General features: G+C 62.7%; 17 protein-coding genes. 6 read left to right on the top strand and 11 right to left on the bottom strand.

Going from position 1 to position 14188, the window contains the following annotated elements; genetic code table 11:
- Positions 1–18: 18 nt before the first annotated feature.
- The 11 genes from hemP to KFB96_RS10685 all read right to left on the bottom strand — a co-directional run bounded on the left by hemP (position 19) and on the right by KFB96_RS10685 (position 9758).
- Positions 19–207 carry a hemin uptake protein HemP gene (hemP, locus tag KFB96_RS10735; RefSeq protein ID WP_213461713.1) on the bottom strand — a complete coding sequence of 63 codons (189 nt, stop codon included), beginning with the start codon at positions 205–207 and terminating at the stop codon, positions 19–21.
- Between the two features lie 319 nt (positions 208–526).
- Positions 527–2095 (bottom strand): sigma 54-interacting transcriptional regulator, encoded by a 1569-nt coding sequence (locus tag KFB96_RS10730; protein ID WP_213461715.1) that lies wholly within the window; start codon positions 2093–2095, stop codon positions 527–529.
- 50 nt (positions 2096–2145) lie between these two features.
- Complete coding sequence (locus tag KFB96_RS27535) at positions 2146–2388, bottom strand: zinc ribbon domain-containing protein (RefSeq protein ID WP_213461717.1); 243 nt, start codon at positions 2386–2388, stop codon at positions 2146–2148.
- Between the two features lie 89 nt (positions 2389–2477).
- The gene (locus tag KFB96_RS10720) at positions 2478–2693 is read right to left on the bottom strand and encodes a hypothetical protein (protein WP_213461719.1); all 216 of its coding nucleotides are present in this window, start codon (positions 2691–2693) and stop codon (positions 2478–2480) included.
- A 134-nt stretch (positions 2694–2827) separates the two neighbouring features.
- Complete coding sequence (locus KFB96_RS10715; RefSeq protein ID WP_213461721.1) at positions 2828–4315, bottom strand: YdiU family protein; 1488 nt, start codon at positions 4313–4315, stop codon at positions 2828–2830.
- 265 nt (positions 4316–4580) lie between these two features.
- Positions 4581–5363, bottom strand: coding sequence for a carbohydrate porin (locus KFB96_RS26710; RefSeq protein ID WP_300971569.1), 783 nt, complete (start codon positions 5361–5363; stop codon positions 4581–4583).
- 862 nt (positions 5364–6225) lie between these two features.
- Positions 6226–6564, bottom strand: a complete 339-nt coding sequence (locus tag KFB96_RS10705) for a TusE/DsrC/DsvC family sulfur relay protein (protein ID WP_120797921.1) — start codon at positions 6562–6564, stop codon at positions 6226–6228.
- 263 nt (positions 6565–6827) lie between these two features.
- Complete coding sequence (cas6, locus tag KFB96_RS10700) at positions 6828–7526, bottom strand: type I-MYXAN CRISPR-associated protein Cas6/Cmx6 (protein ID WP_213461723.1); 699 nt, start codon at positions 7524–7526, stop codon at positions 6828–6830.
- Between the two features lie 184 nt (positions 7527–7710).
- Complete coding sequence (locus KFB96_RS10695) at positions 7711–8430, bottom strand: hypothetical protein (protein ID WP_213461725.1); 720 nt, start codon at positions 8428–8430, stop codon at positions 7711–7713.
- 49 nt (positions 8431–8479) lie between these two features.
- Positions 8480–8671 (bottom strand): sulfur relay protein DsrC, encoded by a 192-nt coding sequence (locus KFB96_RS10690; protein WP_093028002.1) that lies wholly within the window; start codon positions 8669–8671, stop codon positions 8480–8482.
- A gap of 160 nt (positions 8672–8831) precedes the next feature.
- Positions 8832–9758 carry a TauD/TfdA family dioxygenase gene (locus tag KFB96_RS10685; protein ID WP_213461727.1) on the bottom strand — a complete coding sequence of 309 codons (927 nt, stop codon included), beginning with the start codon at positions 9756–9758 and terminating at the stop codon, positions 8832–8834.
- 418 nt (positions 9759–10176) lie between these two features.
- On the opposite strand from KFB96_RS10685, the gene dsrA reads away from it, so the two are divergent.
- From dsrA to KFB96_RS10655, 6 genes are all read left to right on the top strand, one after another.
- On the top strand, positions 10177–11430 hold the full coding sequence (dsrA, locus tag KFB96_RS10680; RefSeq protein WP_213461729.1) for a dissimilatory-type sulfite reductase subunit alpha: 1254 nt from the start codon (positions 10177–10179) through the stop codon (positions 11428–11430).
- A 114-nt stretch (positions 11431–11544) separates the two neighbouring features.
- Complete coding sequence (gene dsrB / locus KFB96_RS10675) at positions 11545–12615, top strand: dissimilatory-type sulfite reductase subunit beta (protein ID WP_213461731.1); 1071 nt, start codon at positions 11545–11547, stop codon at positions 12613–12615.
- A gap of 53 nt (positions 12616–12668) precedes the next feature.
- Positions 12669–13061, top strand: a complete 393-nt coding sequence (tusD, locus tag KFB96_RS10670; protein ID WP_120797926.1) for a sulfurtransferase complex subunit TusD — start codon at positions 12669–12671, stop codon at positions 13059–13061.
- A 12-nt stretch (positions 13062–13073) separates the two neighbouring features.
- On the top strand, positions 13074–13484 hold the full coding sequence (gene tusC / locus KFB96_RS10665; RefSeq protein WP_213461733.1) for a sulfurtransferase complex subunit TusC: 411 nt from the start codon (positions 13074–13076) through the stop codon (positions 13482–13484).
- Between the two features lie 9 nt (positions 13485–13493).
- On the top strand, positions 13494–13802 hold the full coding sequence (gene tusB / locus KFB96_RS10660; protein ID WP_120797928.1) for a sulfurtransferase complex subunit TusB: 309 nt from the start codon (positions 13494–13496) through the stop codon (positions 13800–13802).
- A gap of 28 nt (positions 13803–13830) precedes the next feature.
- Positions 13831–14169 (top strand): TusE/DsrC/DsvC family sulfur relay protein, encoded by a 339-nt coding sequence (locus tag KFB96_RS10655; protein ID WP_213461735.1) that lies wholly within the window; start codon positions 13831–13833, stop codon positions 14167–14169.
- The last annotated feature ends 19 nt before the right edge of the window (positions 14170–14188 follow it).

Here is a 14188-nt window from a genome sequence, read left to right as displayed (position 1 = left end):
CCGGACGCGTGCGCTCGCCTATTTTGTCAAAATCAGTTTGTTGTTTCGCGTCATTCTCAGGATGTAACGATCGCCCGCATGATCGATCAGCAATAGGTTGTTGCCGCGCAGCAGTGCGTTGCTGTCGATCCGCGGCAGGTCCGCGCGCATCGCTGCGGAAGACTGTGTGCGATGACTTGGGGTCTCGGACAGGGATTCTCTTGGCATGGCCGGCACTCCGCGTGAGTCGGTTTACAAATGCGAATCGTTGTTATTAAGATTATGTCGCGATCCTTCCCCTGTCAAGTTCTCTCACAACGCGTGAGACAGAGTGCTCATCGACCACCGCACGCTCCCCCGGCATAGCCCCCTCGATCAGGGAACCTAAACCGCGCCAGCTCCGATAGTCGTCGGAGCTGGTGTGGCCAGAACACTCCACCACATGACGCATATGGCACCGGGCGCGGATCAATCTTCAACCGGCCGCCATCGATCGACTTGTGTAGGTGTGGCGTCATTGTCGACCGACGGCGCAGCCGTCGAGACTCTACCTGTAGTCCGCAGCCCTGAGTCCTTGCGCCTTGAGCTTCATGCGGACCGCTCGCGGCGTGATCCCCATCTGGGTCGCGATTTGATCGACATTGCCGTGACTGACCCTCAGTGCACGGGTCAGCGTGTCGACCTCTGCCTGCTTGGCGGCCTGCTGTTTGCGCGTGCGCCATGCGGGGACGGATTCGGTCGGCGCGGTCACCGGAACGTCGATGTCGGTAATCCGGGCATCCGCGGCAAAGATGAAGGCGCGTTCGAGGACATTTTCCATCTCTCGAATGTTTCCCGGCCAGGCATAGGCCAGTGCTTTGAGGCGCGCGGCTTCAACCAATGTCTTTTCGGCAGTAGCGTAGCGTTGGGCGAGCTTGCGGAGGATGTGCGTGATGAGTGCGTCGATGTCCTCGGTGCGCTCGCGCAACGGGGGGATCGCGATCGGTACGACGTTGAGTCGATAGAAGAGATCGCGGCGAAAATGTCCGTCGTCGACCATTGCGACGATCTCGCGGTTGGATGCGGCGATAATCCGGACGTCCGAGCGCAGGGAGCGCTTGCCGCCGACGCGTTCGTACTCGCCTTCCTGAATGACACGCAACAGTTTGGCCTGCGCCGAAAGCGGGAGCGAGTCGATCTCGTCGAGGAAGAGCGTCCCTTTTTCGGCGCGCTCGAAGTAGCCGTGATGGACCTCGTAGGCGCCCGTGAAGGCGCCTTTCTCGTGCCCGAAGAGGGCTGTTTCGACTAGGTTCTCCGGGATGGCCCCGCAGTTGACCGTGACCATCGGCTTATCGCGACGCGCACTGAGCCCGTGCAGTGCGCGTGCGACGAGCTCTTTGCCGCAGCCGGTCTCTCCGGTGATCATGACGGTGACGTCGGTGGGGGCGACGATCCGGACCGCCCGAAGGGCATCGCGCATCGCCGCGGATTCCGCGACGATCGGCTGCAGGGCTGCGTCGGGGCTGCCGACACCGACCGGCGGCGGGCACCAGTTCTCGCGCAGTCGCCGGTGAACCTTGGGTGTCATGAGTGTGGTGAGGTTTCCCGAGGTCAGGCGCTCGCCGTCCGCCCGGTATTCGGTCCCCTCGTTTCGCGCGGCAAGCTGCGGATCCAGATAGATGCAGACGTCGCAGGAGCCATCCCCGCCCGCGATCGTCTGTCGAAGCTCCACCTTCGCATAGCCGAAGTGGCGCGCGGCGATTCCACCGAAGACGCTCGACGTCATCCGGCAGAGCGAGGGTGCATGCTTGACCTGCTCGCCGAAGGGGCATCGGCTGTTGACGACTCTGACCGTGCCGGCCTCGCCGGAGGCACGGGAAAAGCGCCCGCCGATCTGGTTCTTGATCTCGACGATCAGGTCGGCGTAATGGTCCCGGTCCATCGGCCGGGGTGAGCCGAGGACCTCGCGGGCCTTCTCCTCCAGACAAACGCCGGCCGTCAGGCCGATCTGCTCGATCTGCTCGAGGTGAGCGGCACAGCTGGGACACTCGGCCCGATCCATCGCCTTGGCGATCTCAGCCACGAAGGATTGAAGAAAGGCGACCGCGTGTGACGGTGATCCAGTCGCTTCAGGCATGTTCGATAATCGATCAGGTCAATCGTTCGGCGCGAAAGAAGAAGGCGCCCTTATGAGTGCCCGCACCCGCATCCGGGACCATGCTGGTGCCCCCGCGACGTGTCGGCAGGCTGCAGCGAGCGAACGGCCTGATCGCGACCCCGGGCCATTCGGCCGTGTACCGCGGGTGCGGACAGAAAGACTCGAGCCGTTTTGGCCCCGCAGGCGGGGCAGGGTGGCGGTTCGGCGCTCATGGCTCGGGAGCTTTCGAAGGAGGTTTGGCCGCAGGTGCACTGGTAGTCGTAGATCGGCATCGGAGCACTCTCTATTGATGTCAACGCTCGTTGTCGAGCAAGTGTCGTGGAGCGAGGCAAGGCGGCGCCCGAGTCGGGCGCCGGCTCGATCAACGCCAGCGGTTGGGCTGGGGCGTCGTGACGCCGAACTGCGCGGAGGTCACATCCGTACGGGCGCGCTTCTCATCATCGAGCACGGGCGGGCGCAAGCGCCGCGTCTCCACCTCCCAGATCCAGCCGCTGACGACCACGTCCTTCGGGATCAGCGGGTGATGTCGGAAGGTCTCCACCGTCTTCATGCAGGTGACGTCCACATCGTCCATCATCCCGATCCAGTCCGGGTTTTCTGCCGGGGCCGACGATGGAGAGGATTCAGCGGCCGGCAAACTCGGTTGAGAATCTCGAAGGACACGGCGGCCCGGCCGGCACATGGTGATCGGCGTTCTCGGGCGGTGTCGACTCAGGTCCCGCAGAAGGTCTTCAGCACACGCTCCTCGTCCTGCGGCGGCTCGGTATAGCCGGCGATCTCGGGGCGATCCTCGTAGGGGCGCTCGAGGACCCGCAGGATGGCTTCGAATGGTCCGAAGTCATTCTGTTCGACGGCCGCATTCAGCGCCTGCTCGACACGATGGTTGCGCGGGATCACGGCCGGATTGGTACGGCGCATGCGCCCGGCGCGCTCGGCGGGGGTTTGAGGGTCCCGTCCGAGACGTGCGCGCCACTGCGCGGCCCAGGCGTCATAGGCTTGCCGGTCGACGAATAGATCGCGTACGCCGCTGTCCGCCGCGGGATCCGCGGCCGCGTCGCAGAGGCGGCGAAAGGCCAGTGTGAAGTCGGCGCCCGATGCCTTCATGGCGTCCAAGAGCCCGTGGATGAGGTCGACATCATCCGGCTCGGCGGTGGCGAGGCCGAGCTTGCGTCGCATACCGGCGGTCCAGTGCTCCTCGTAGCGACCGAAGAAGCCGCGGATGAGGTCGGTCGCTTGTTGGATCGCGGCGTCCGATGCCCCGTCGATCAGGGGCAGCAGGGTCTCGGCGAAGCGGGCGAGGTTCCACTGGGCAATCCCGGGTTGATTGCCGTAGGCGTATCGGCCGCCGCGGTCGATCGAGCTGAAGACGGTGGCCGGGTCATAGGTGTCCATGAAGGCGCAGGGCCCGTAGTCGATCGTCTCACCCGAGATCGCCATGTTGTCGGTGTTCATGACGCCGTGGATGAAGCCCACATGCATCCAGGCAGCGACCAAGGCGGCTTGTCGCTCCAAGACGCCTTCGATCAGTGCAAGGTAGGGCGAGTCCGACCCGGCGGCATGCGGGTAATGACGGCCGATGACGTGATCGGCGAGCTTTCGCACGGCCTCGGTGTCGCCGCGCGAGGCGAAATACTGGAAGGTCCCGACACGGATGTGGCTGCTCGCGACGCGCGTCAGGATGGCGCCGGGCAGGATGGTCTCGCGATAGACCGGCTCTCCGGTCGTCACAGCGGCGAGCGCACGGGTGGTTGGAACCCCGAGTACGTGCATGGCCTCGGCGAGGATGTATTCGCGCAGGACGGGTCCGAGCGCCGCGCGTCCGTCGCCGCTGCGCGAGAAGGGGGTTTGTCCGGAGCCCTTCAGTTGGATGTCGCGACGTTTCCCGGTGCGGTCGATCACCTCGCCGAGCAGGATCGCCCGGCCGTCTCCGAGCTGCGGGACGAAATTGCCGAACTGATGGCCCGCATAAGCCATCGCGATCGGATCGCTGCCGTCCGGCAGGAGATTGCCGGCGAAGAGCGGCGCAGCCACCTCCGGATCGTTCGCCGCCGGATCCAGCCCGAGCTCTTCGAACAATGCCGCGTTCAGCTTGATCAAGCCGGGCGCCTTAACCGGCGTGGGTTGGATGCGGGCGTGAAAATGATCGGGAAGACGGCGATAGCTGTTGTCGAACGCGAAGGGAATGGCCTGCTGTGTCATGCGAGGGTCTGATGTCGGCTGCGGGTCGATACAGTAGGCATGCGGCCATCCCGGCAATTCGCAACTGAACCGTTGCTGAACCGCGTTCCTCGCGAGACGCGCGCTCCGAGGTGTTCCGGGCCTCGGAGCGCAGGAGCGACGTCGGCGCGACGCGGTTCAGGAGATTGTTTTTGGAATCATGAAACCGCGTCGACTCCGGCGCTCGTTGATGCCTGCAAGGTGGAATCACCCGACCCGAGAACATGACGCACCGGACGCGGTTTCATCACAGCTCCGCGACGAGGCGCAGCCCGAAGATCCAGCCCTCGATGTCCTCGCCGTCCTCGTAGGCGTCGGCCATGTACTGGATGTCGGCGGTGAGGGCGAGGAAGTCGTTGGCGGCGAAGCGGTAATAAAGCTCGGCGACGTTGGTGTTGGAGATCCCGGTGTCGGCGCCGTCGAGATAGCCGTAGGCCATGCCGACGGTGTCGGCCTCGCGGCCCCACAGGCCGCCGGCGAGCTGCAGACCGCCGGTGTAGAGGCCGCGGTAGTCGAGGATGTCCTTGTGGTCGGTCCACCCCAGGCGCAGGAAGGCGCCGAGATGATCGCCGAAGGCTTGGTCGAAGGACAGACCGTAGCCCAGCAGATCGGTCTTCTGCGGGGTGTCCTCGAGCGCGATCGGCGCCCCGTCCTCGGCCCCGTCCATCGCCTCGCCGAGGTCGGCGCGGGGCTTGAAGAAGGCCGAGGAGGTGCCGGTGATCACGGCGCGGTAGGTGCCCTCCCCGAGCGCGGTGTCGAGGCGATAGCCGAGCTGCGCGCCCCAGAAGTTGTAGTTGTTGCCGTCGTCGTTCTCGCCGATGTTCAGCGCCGCGGCCTTGATCTCCCAGTCCCCCAGCGCCAGCTCGAGCGCCGCGCCGGCGTCGTAGGAGGGTAGATTGAAGCCGCCGGAGTTCACGAACGCCTCGTTCATGAACTGGGTGAATTCGTCGTTGGCGTAAGCGTTCTCGTCGAGATAGCCGGTGGAGTCGATGATGCCGAAGGTGGTGCCGAGGGTGGCGTCCTCGCCCAACGTGAAGGTGTGCTTGTACCAGCGCCTGCAGCAGGTAGTCGCGTCCGCGCCCGTTGATGTCCTGCAGATCGTCCTCGAGATCGACCGCCCAGGGGGCGAGCACGAAGGGCGAGACGGCGTTCAGGCCGTTGTCCACGGCAAAGCCGAACAGGGCGAAGAGCTCGTCGCGCTCGCTCGGGCGAAAACTGAGCTCAAGCTGAAAGGGCATACCGCCCCGGCAGGCATTTCCGTCCAGCGACTGCCCGTCCTCGTCGAGCAGCCCGCCGAGCCCCTCCTGGCACTGACCCGCCGCGCCCAACACCGCGCCGATCGAGAAGCTGTCGGTGACGTCGTAGGCCCAGATCGGCGAGGCGGAGGCGGCCAAGAGCCCGGAAGTGAGTGTGGCGAGTGCGAGCCTGCGGCCGGCGGGGTGTTTGGTGGTGGGATACATATCCGATACTCCAACGTTATGCGAAACAAAATAAGAAGCGTTCGCATTTATATAGGACGTCGGAGGTCGAGTAAAGGCAGATCGCGTGTTGCACTCCGGTGTTCTCCGGGCGAAGGGCGGAAGCTTGATCTGGATCAAGTGAAGTCAGCGGGTTTCGACCTGAGAGCGTCCGACCGATCACGCCCACTCGGCGCGCTGCTCGCGCGGTCTGCCCGAGTCCGGGTGCCCCGGAAAGATCGGCGGACGACGCGCTTATCGCGGGGTATGCGGCAGACGGGGTACGGATTGGGTGCCGGGAACGGCAGCCAGGGTTCGCGTGCGGCCGGGAGGGGAGTTTATTGCGGTTTTTTCAAGGGCGAGTCCGGGTCTGTTCTGTACCCCGGGCGGGAGTTGATCCGTCCATGGATCGCGCGAAGCACGCGGCCGGTCGCTTCAGTAACCGCCCTTGCGCAGCACCTCGGGCAAGCCCGCGATCTTGGTACCTTGTTTGGTCGGCGCGAGCGGGAAGAGGGTGTAGAGATCCTTGCTCGTGGGCTTGGAGCCCCACTTCTTGGCCATTTCCTTCAATACCACGCGCTCCATCGGCTGGTTTTGGGCGTTGTTGTGGTACTCGTCCCTCAGATAGTTGATCACGTCCCAGTGTTTGTCGGTCAAGGTGATGCCCTCGATCTCCGCGAGCTTCATCGCGACATCTTCGCTCCAGTCCGCGAGGTCCTGAAGATAGCCGCTTGGGGTTGTCTCGACGGTCTTGCCATTGACTTCGATGGCCATGGGTGATCCTCTCGTCGTTGCTCGGCGGGGTACAGTCGTTGCGTCACGATGTACCCGTCATTAGGGGTTGATTCGAACTTCCTAATCTTATGATTTTGTGATTCAGGCGTCACATCTTTTTAACCTGGATGCGGCGCCTTGATCTTAAAGCGGTCGGGGGGCAAGACACCGGGAGAGGGCGGTTCCGCGGCGACGGCATGACGAGGCTGCGCGTGTTCGGGGTGGACACTGCTTCGTCGGACGAAGCCCGCGTCGCGTCGTGCTCAGCCTTGGCCGGGTTTGACCGAGTCGATCCCCTTGTGCGGAATGAAGATCCCGCAACCCAGAAGGGGATGGTGTCCAAGTCCCTGTTGCTGCAGCCGGATGGATTCATCCGGCGTGAGTCCCGCCAGCATCAGGCTGCGTGTCGCAATGGAGCCATCGGGCGTGGCGAGACGGTTGGTCTTGCCGCACACGGCCTTGCGCACGCGGATCTCCATCGCGGCAAGGGCGCGCGCGGCGGTTTCGAGAAAGACACCCTCGTCTTCGGCTGCCGCGGCGGCGAGATCGAGTGCGACATACCGAGAAAATAAGGTGGTCTCGGCGGTGAGCGGCTTGGTCTTGCCCGCGCCCACGACGAGTGTTTCGCCGACATCGAGCTTGGCCCCCGGAAGCTCGCGCAAGACCTCGGTGACGCGGTGTCGGGGAACCCGCAGGGTCAGCTTGGTTCGCTTGGAGACGGCGAGATAGGAGTCCGTGCCGTGCTCGGGTCGCTCCCAGCCGTTCTGTGATCCGGCGACATGCACCGAGTGCACGGCGACGCCCGCCTCCTCGGCGATCCAGGGCAGCGCCTGTTTCAGCGCCTCGGCGAGCAGGTAGGCGTGGTCGACCGGGATGCATTTGCAGTCGATCCCGAAGAGGAGATCGACGATGTCATCCGGCACGCGAATCCGGTCGGGGCTGTCGTCGTCATTCCAAAACATAATGTTTATCCGTCGGGTGCGCTCGATTGTGTTTCGGGGCCTGAGAGCGTGGGTATGCCCTCGGCGACATGTCGGAAACAAGTCGAGCACAGAATCCAATCGTTGTCGTTGTCGTAATCGACAACGACAACCGCGGCAAAGCGATTCTCTCGTCGCGTTGCTGGACCTATCTTCGAACCGTGCCTTAGGCGAACGGAAGACGATCCTGCAGCGCTCGGCGGTCGAACCACCACTCGTCCTGAACAAGAACATCGACCACGTTGCGCAAACGCACCAGGAACTTCTCCGGCTCCATGAGCTCGAGGCGCTCCATCCAGTGCTCGAGCTGCTCGGGCGTATCGACTCCGCTGTGTCGCCGTGCGACCGTGCCGAGCATCTGAGTCGCGAAGAACATGAGGTCGTCGCGTTGACGGTCCCGGGCACGGACGTCGGCGATGAAGAGTGCCGTGGTCGCGGCCACCGCGGCACCGTCGGCGTCGTCGGGCGTCTCGTCGATCACGTGACTGAGCAGCTCGATGGTCAGCTCGGGATCGATCGGGCAGGTCACTGCCAGCCAGATCCCTTGGCCGAGCGCGACGATTGACTCTTCTTGCCCGGCCTGAAACAGAACATCGCAGGCGTCGGCAGCGAGCTCGAAGGAGTCGTGCGCAATGAAATGGTCGAAGGCGGCGCGGCCGATGGGCCAGGCTTCTTCGCCGCGCTCCAGACTGACGAGCGTGCGTGCGACCTGCAGCCGTGCATCCGCGAGCGCATGCGCCGGGGCATGGATCCGAACGAGGCTGTCGAGCCGATCCTGGAGCATCTCCAGATGCGACTCGAGCGATGCATTCTCGGCGCTGCGATTGATAATCGAATCAGCCGCCGTATCGGCAATCTGCGTTGCCAGAACGTCGAATTGTTTCATGACGAGACCTTTGTCTGATCCGGCCTCTGTTCCGGCCTCTGCTCGGGGATCATCGGACGAGCCCGCTGAAGGCGGCCTCGAGTCGATCCTCCCAGTTCTCCGGGGTATCGGGGTAGGGTGGCTTGACGTCCATCCTGAAGAAACGCTCGCCTGAACGCGCGACTGCCTGGATGACGGGAACGAGCTCGTCGAACGATTCGATGTCTTGATTGGAAACCAGTATCTCGCTGAGCTTGAGCATGGGTCGTCGCTACTGCTCCCTTATCGTCGGGTTGATGTTGAGCACTTCGCCCGCTTTGCGCTCTTGCGGTCGCGGGTCCGTGACTCGTCGTGTTCATGGCCTTCATCGACATGTCGCGCCTGATTCACAGGCCGATCGCGCGCGGACGTTCGGTCGACTGTCAGTCGAGGACGATTCGATCCAGAAAGCGGATGCGGTAGAGCAGTCGCGCCTTTGCAGGGTCATCCTCGTCGTCGAATCCGGAGCGGCAGTGAAGGACATTGTTGGATATCAGCCCTTCGCCCGGCCCTAGCCTGTACCTGAACGTGAAGACATCCGGGCGGGAAAACAACCGATCCAGAGCTGCTCGCGCGGCCTGCGTTTCGGGCGTGTCGCGCCAGATGACGTGGCGTGCACGCGCCGAGTAACGCATGTGCAGATGTCCGTTGCGCAACGAGAACACCGGTCCGACACTCTCCGCCCGGAGTGTGTGACCGTCCCGGACATGCGCAGGTATGCTCAGGGCTTGCGGGTGAGAAAGCGCCGCGATGTGCTCCGGCGATTCGTCGCGCAGTCGTAGATAGGCCATTTCATGATCGATGAGGCCGTTCTCCCCGCCGTGACGCGCGGGGCGTATACAGAACAGACACCAGGCCCCGACCTGTTCGTCCGGGGCGTTGTAGTACCCGTCGGTGTGCCAGCTCAGGGGTTTGTCGGTGTAGGGAATGAAGTCGCCGAGGGTCGCACCGCCGGTCGGCGCGGGGCCTGCATCCAGGTGCCCCTCCTCGTCCGGGTTGCGTCGGGTCGCGGTGATGCGGCTCACGGCCGAGGCGTCGGCGAAAAGATTGGCATCCGTTGTGTGCAGCCCCAGCGCCCGCGTGAATGCCAGCAGAGCCTCGGTCTCGATCCTGTCGGGTTCGGCCTCGACCAGGGCCATGTTGAAGGTATCGATCCGTGTCTTCAAAGCGGCGAGCTCGGCCGGCTTGGGTCGGTCGAGTCGCTCGACGGGAACGCGCAGGTCATTGATGTCGTGAGGGTAGGCTCGCAGCTTGCGAACCCTCCAATGCGAATAGGAACGATTTTCCGAGAGATCGACAGGGTCGTCCACGGTTTTCACCCCCCTGAATGAGTAAACCTGAATATTAGTAAATGTTGACTTAAGGGGCGTCCAGATGTAGCATCTCCTGTCAATTTACTCAAGCATGTGCGCCGCCAAAAACAACCGGGAGGACACCCGCAGCGGCGTTCGTCATGCCTTTACTCTCTATCCCGAATGGGATAGTCCGTCGGGAAAGAGCCCTCCCAATCGTGGAATGGGCGCAGACCCGGGGAGCCGGTAATTTAGCGAATGCCGATGGGGTCTCGATAGAACAGGGTCCGATGTGCGCCGGCTGCCCGGGCATGCCGCCAAGCCCGCGCCATGGCGAGACTCTCGGTCAAGCGGTGTCGTGTCGACGCATGCCCGATTGGTTTTTATCGGAACCCCGATCCCTTCCTGCTTCATTCTGATTCGGAGAGACAGCGCCATGGCTATCGAGAAGCACAGTACACCGATGCTTGATCAGCTCGAAACCGGCCCCTGGCCGAGCTTTATCTCGGGCATCAAGCGTCTCCGCGACGAGCATCCCGAGCCCCGCATCAATGCGATGACCAATGATCTTCTTGGCCAGCTCGAGCATTCATACGAGACCCGTAAGGGCTATTGGAAGGGCGGCACCGTTTCGGTTTTCGGTTACGGCGGAGGGATCATTCCGCGCTTCTCCGAGGTCGGCAAGGCATTTCCGAAATCCAAGGAATTCCATACGCTGCGCGTCCAGCCGCCGGCAGGCAACCATTACTCAACCGGCATGCTGCGCCAATTGGCCGATAGCTGGGAGAAGTGGGGCTCGGGCCTCGTGACCTTCCACGGTCAAACCGGCAACATCATGTTCATCGGTACGGACACCCAGAATACCCAGCACTTCTTCGACGAGATCAACGAATACGGCTGGGATCTCGGCGGAGCCGGTCCTTGCGTGCGCACGGCCATGTCCTGTGTCGGTGCGGCACGCTGCGAAATGTCCTGCACGAACGAGCTCAAGGCTCATCGCGCGCTGGTGAACAACTTCGTCGACGACGTCCATCGCCCGGCCCTTCCTTATAAGTTCAAGTTCAAGGTCTCCGGCTGTGCGAACGACTGCCAAAATGCCATCGAGCGCTCGGACTTCGCCGTGCTGGGCACGTGGCGCGACGACATGAAGGTCGACCAGGCCGAGGTCAAGAACTACATCGCCGACAAGGGTCGCCAGTACTATATCGACAACGTCATCACGCGCTGTCCGACGCAGGCGCTCAGTCTGACCGACGACAACGCGCTCGTGGTCAACAACCGCGATTGCGTGCGCTGCATGCACTGTCTCAACGTGATGCCGAAGGCGCTGCATCCGGGAGACGACAAGGGTGTGACCATCCTGATCGGCGGCAAGCGTACCCTCAAGATCGGTGACCTGATGGGCACCGTGGTCGTGCCCTTCAAGAAGCTCGAAACCGAGGAGGACTACGGGTCCATGGTCGAGCTCGCCGAGACCATCATCGACTTCTGGGCGGAGAACGGTCTGGAGCATGAGCGCTGCGGCGAGATGATCGAGCGTATCGGCTTGGCCAATTTCCTCGACGGCATCGGGATCGAGCCGGATCCGAACATGCTGAGCCACCCGCGCCAAAGCTCCTATGTGCGGCTGGACGGATGGGACGAGGCAGCCGAAGCCTGGTTCGAGCGTCAAGCCGAAGCCGGCAAGTAAATCCGCATCGGCACCCGAGACGCCGCGCATAAGATCGCCGAGCTCGCGATATGCGGGCGCCCACGGGTGCCGCCAAACGACTTACCATCAGACTGAAATATTGGAGTAAAGGCGATGGCAGACATGCGTGAGCCGATCGAATCCGGATGCCCTGATCCCTGGCAATATATGCATCCCATGATGCGCAAGAATTTCGGCCAGTGGAAATACCATGACCATCCTCGACCTGGCGTGCTGCTCCACGTCGCTTACAGCGGCGATAAGATCTGGACCGTGAAGGCGGGTACCCAGCGCATCCTCGATGTGTTCACCTTGCGCAAGCTGTGCGATATCGGCGATGAATTCGCCGAAGGCTATGTGCACTTCACGCTGCGCTCCAACATTGAATATATGGTGACGGACGAGGCGAAAGTCCAGCCCTTGATCGATGCTCTGGAAGGCTCCGGCTTCATCGTCGGCGGCACTCAAAACTCGGTGGCGATGATCTCGCACACCCAGGGCTGGCTGCACTGCGACATCCCCGGCACCGACGCCTCGGGCGTGGTGAAGTCGATGATGGACGAGCTCATCGACGAGTTCCGCAACGCCAATATGCCGAATCGGGTGCATATCACCACGTCCTGTTGCCAGATCAATTGTGGCGGACAGGGCGATATCGCGATCAACGTGCAGCACACCAAGCCGCCGAAGATCAATCATGACCTGGTCGCGAACGTCTGCGAACGACCCTCCGTCGTCGCGCGCTGCCCGGTCGCGGCGATTCGTCCGGCCATGGTGAACGGCAAGCCCTCGCTGGAAGTCGACGAGCGCAAGTGCATCTGCTGCGGCGCCTGCTATCCGCCCTGTCCGCCGATGCAGATCAACGACGCCGAGCATTCCAAACTGGCCATCTGGGTCGGCGGCAACCATTCCAACGCCCGGGGTAAGCCGACCTTCCAGAAGCTGGTGGCCGCCGGTATCCCGAACAATCCGCCGCGCTGGCCCGAGGCGACCGCCATCGTCAAGCGTATCCTCAAGGCGTATAAAGAGGGCGCGCGGGATTGGGAGCGGGTCAACGAGTGGATCGAGCGTATCGGCTGGCCGCGTTTCTTCGAAGAGGTCGAGCTGCCCTTCACCAAGTATCATATCGATACCTGGCGCGGTGCACGGGCCAGCTTCAACAGCTCCTCGTACATCCGCTTCTAAAGGCGGGCAGAGGGATCGGTTCAAGAGCTATCGCAATCAGTCGAGAGGTCGGCATGAAGTTCGCACTTCAGATCAACGAGGGACCCTATCAGCACCAGTCATCCGACTCGGCATATCAATTTGCCAAGGCGGCGCTGGAGAAGGGGCACGAGATCTTTCGGGTCTTCTTCTATCACGACGGGGTCAACAACTCGACGCGTCTGACGACACCGCCGCAGGACGATCGTCATATCGTCAATCGCTGGGCGGAGTTGGCCGAGCAGCACGACCTCGATCTGGTCGTCTGCGTCGCCGCGGCCCAACGCCGCGGCATCGTGGACGAGGGCGAAGCGAGCCGCAACGGCAAGGACGCCACCAACATTCACCCCAAGTTCCGCATCTCCGGACTCGGGCAGCTGGTCGAGGCGGCCATTCAAGCCGACCGCCTCGTCGTCTTCGGCGACTAAAGGAGAGTTGAGATGTCGGAAGTCGTGAAGAAATTCATGTACCTCAACCGCAAGGCGCCCTACGGGACCATCTATGCCTGGGAGGCACTGGAAGTGGTGCTGATCGGGGCCGCCTTCGATCAGGACGTCAGCGTCATGTTCCTCGACGATGGGGTCTATCAGCTCACCAAGGGCCAAGATACCAAGGCGATCGGCATGAAGAACTTCTCGCCGACCTTCCGGACCCTGGGCGACTACGAGGTCAAAAAGGTCTTCGTGGACCGTGCCTCGCTGGAGGCCCGAGGCCTGACTCAGGACGATCTGGTGGAGATCGCCTGGGAGGACTTCGAGACCGAAGAAGAGATCGAGAACATCGTCGAGGTGATCGACTCGGCCCGCGTCGGCGAGTTGATGAACGAATCCGATGCGATCTTCAGCTTCTAGAGGGACGTCATGAGTATTCTGCACACCGTCAACAAGTCGCCGTTCGAGCGTAATGCGCTTGAGTCCTGTCTGAAGTTCGCCACCGACGGGTCGGCCGTGTTGCTGTTCGAAGACGGCGTTTATGCGGCCCTTCAAGGGACCGCCGTCGAACCCCATGTGAGCGGTGCGCTCGGCCGCTTGAAGGTCTATGTGCTTGGCCCGGACCTGCAGGCGCGCGGCTTCTCCGCGGAGCGCATCATCGAGGGTATCAGTGTCGTGGATTATGCCGGATTCGTGGATCTTGCCGCGGAAAACGGGAAAGTTCAGGCCTGGTTGTAGTTTTTTAGAAACCGATAGGAGCATCTCAATGTCAGACACGATCGAAGTCGACGGCAAGCAATACGGTGTGGACGAGGAAGGTTACCTGGCCAACCTGAACGACTGGGTCCCGGGGATCGCTACCATCATGGCGGCGCAGGACAACATCGAGTTGACCGACGAGCACTGGGACATCATCAACTTTCTGCGCGAGTACTACGAGGAGTACCAGATCGCACCGGCCGTGCGCGTGCTCACCAAGGCAGTGGGCAAGAAGCTCGGCAAGGACAAGGGCAACAGCAAGTACCTCTACAGCCTGTTCCCCTATGGCCCGGCCAAGCAAGCGTGCCGTTTTGCCGGCCTCCCGAAGCCGACCGGCTGCGTCTGATCCGTCAGCCGTGACCGGG

This window comes from Thiocapsa sp. (genome assembly GCF_018399035.1).
Taxonomy (GTDB): Bacteria; Pseudomonadota; Gammaproteobacteria; order Chromatiales; family Chromatiaceae; genus Thiocapsa.
The sequence above is the reverse complement of the archived record's forward strand: the minus strand, read 5'-3'. Positions and strand labels throughout refer to the sequence as shown.

Coding starts and splice junctions, on each gene's coding strand:
- hemP (WP_213461713.1), bottom strand. CDS start 207: ATGCCAAGAGAATCCCTGTCCGAGACCCCAAGTCATCGCACACAGTCT.
- KFB96_RS10730 (WP_213461715.1), bottom strand. CDS start 2,095: ATGCCTGAAGCGACTGGATCACCGTCACACGCGGTCGCCTTTCTTCAA.
- KFB96_RS27535 (WP_213461717.1), bottom strand. CDS start 2,388: ATGCCGATCTACGACTACCAGTGCACCTGCGGCCAAACCTCCTTCGAA.
- KFB96_RS10720 (WP_213461719.1), bottom strand. CDS start 2,693: ATGATGGACGATGTGGACGTCACCTGCATGAAGACGGTGGAGACCTTC.
- KFB96_RS10715 (WP_213461721.1), bottom strand. CDS start 4,315: ATGACACAGCAGGCCATTCCCTTCGCGTTCGACAACAGCTATCGCCGT.
- KFB96_RS10705 (WP_120797921.1), bottom strand. CDS start 6,564: ATGGCCATCGAAGTCAATGGCAAGACCGTCGAGACAACCCCAAGCGGC.
- cas6 (WP_213461723.1), bottom strand. CDS start 7,526: ATGTTTTGGAATGACGACGACAGCCCCGACCGGATTCGCGTGCCGGAT.
- KFB96_RS10695 (WP_213461725.1), bottom strand. CDS start 8,430: ATGAAACAATTCGACGTTCTGGCAACGCAGATTGCCGATACGGCGGCT.
- KFB96_RS10690 (WP_093028002.1), bottom strand. CDS start 8,671: ATGCTCAAGCTCAGCGAGATACTGGTTTCCAATCAAGACATCGAATCG.
- dsrA (WP_213461729.1), top strand. CDS start 10,177: ATGGCTATCGAGAAGCACAGTACACCGATGCTTGATCAGCTCGAAACC.
- dsrB (WP_213461731.1), top strand. CDS start 11,545: ATGGCAGACATGCGTGAGCCGATCGAATCCGGATGCCCTGATCCCTGG.
- tusD (WP_120797926.1), top strand. CDS start 12,669: ATGAAGTTCGCACTTCAGATCAACGAGGGACCCTATCAGCACCAGTCA.
- tusC (WP_213461733.1), top strand. CDS start 13,074: ATGTCGGAAGTCGTGAAGAAATTCATGTACCTCAACCGCAAGGCGCCC.
- tusB (WP_120797928.1), top strand. CDS start 13,494: ATGAGTATTCTGCACACCGTCAACAAGTCGCCGTTCGAGCGTAATGCG.
- KFB96_RS10655 (WP_213461735.1), top strand. CDS start 13,831: ATGTCAGACACGATCGAAGTCGACGGCAAGCAATACGGTGTGGACGAG.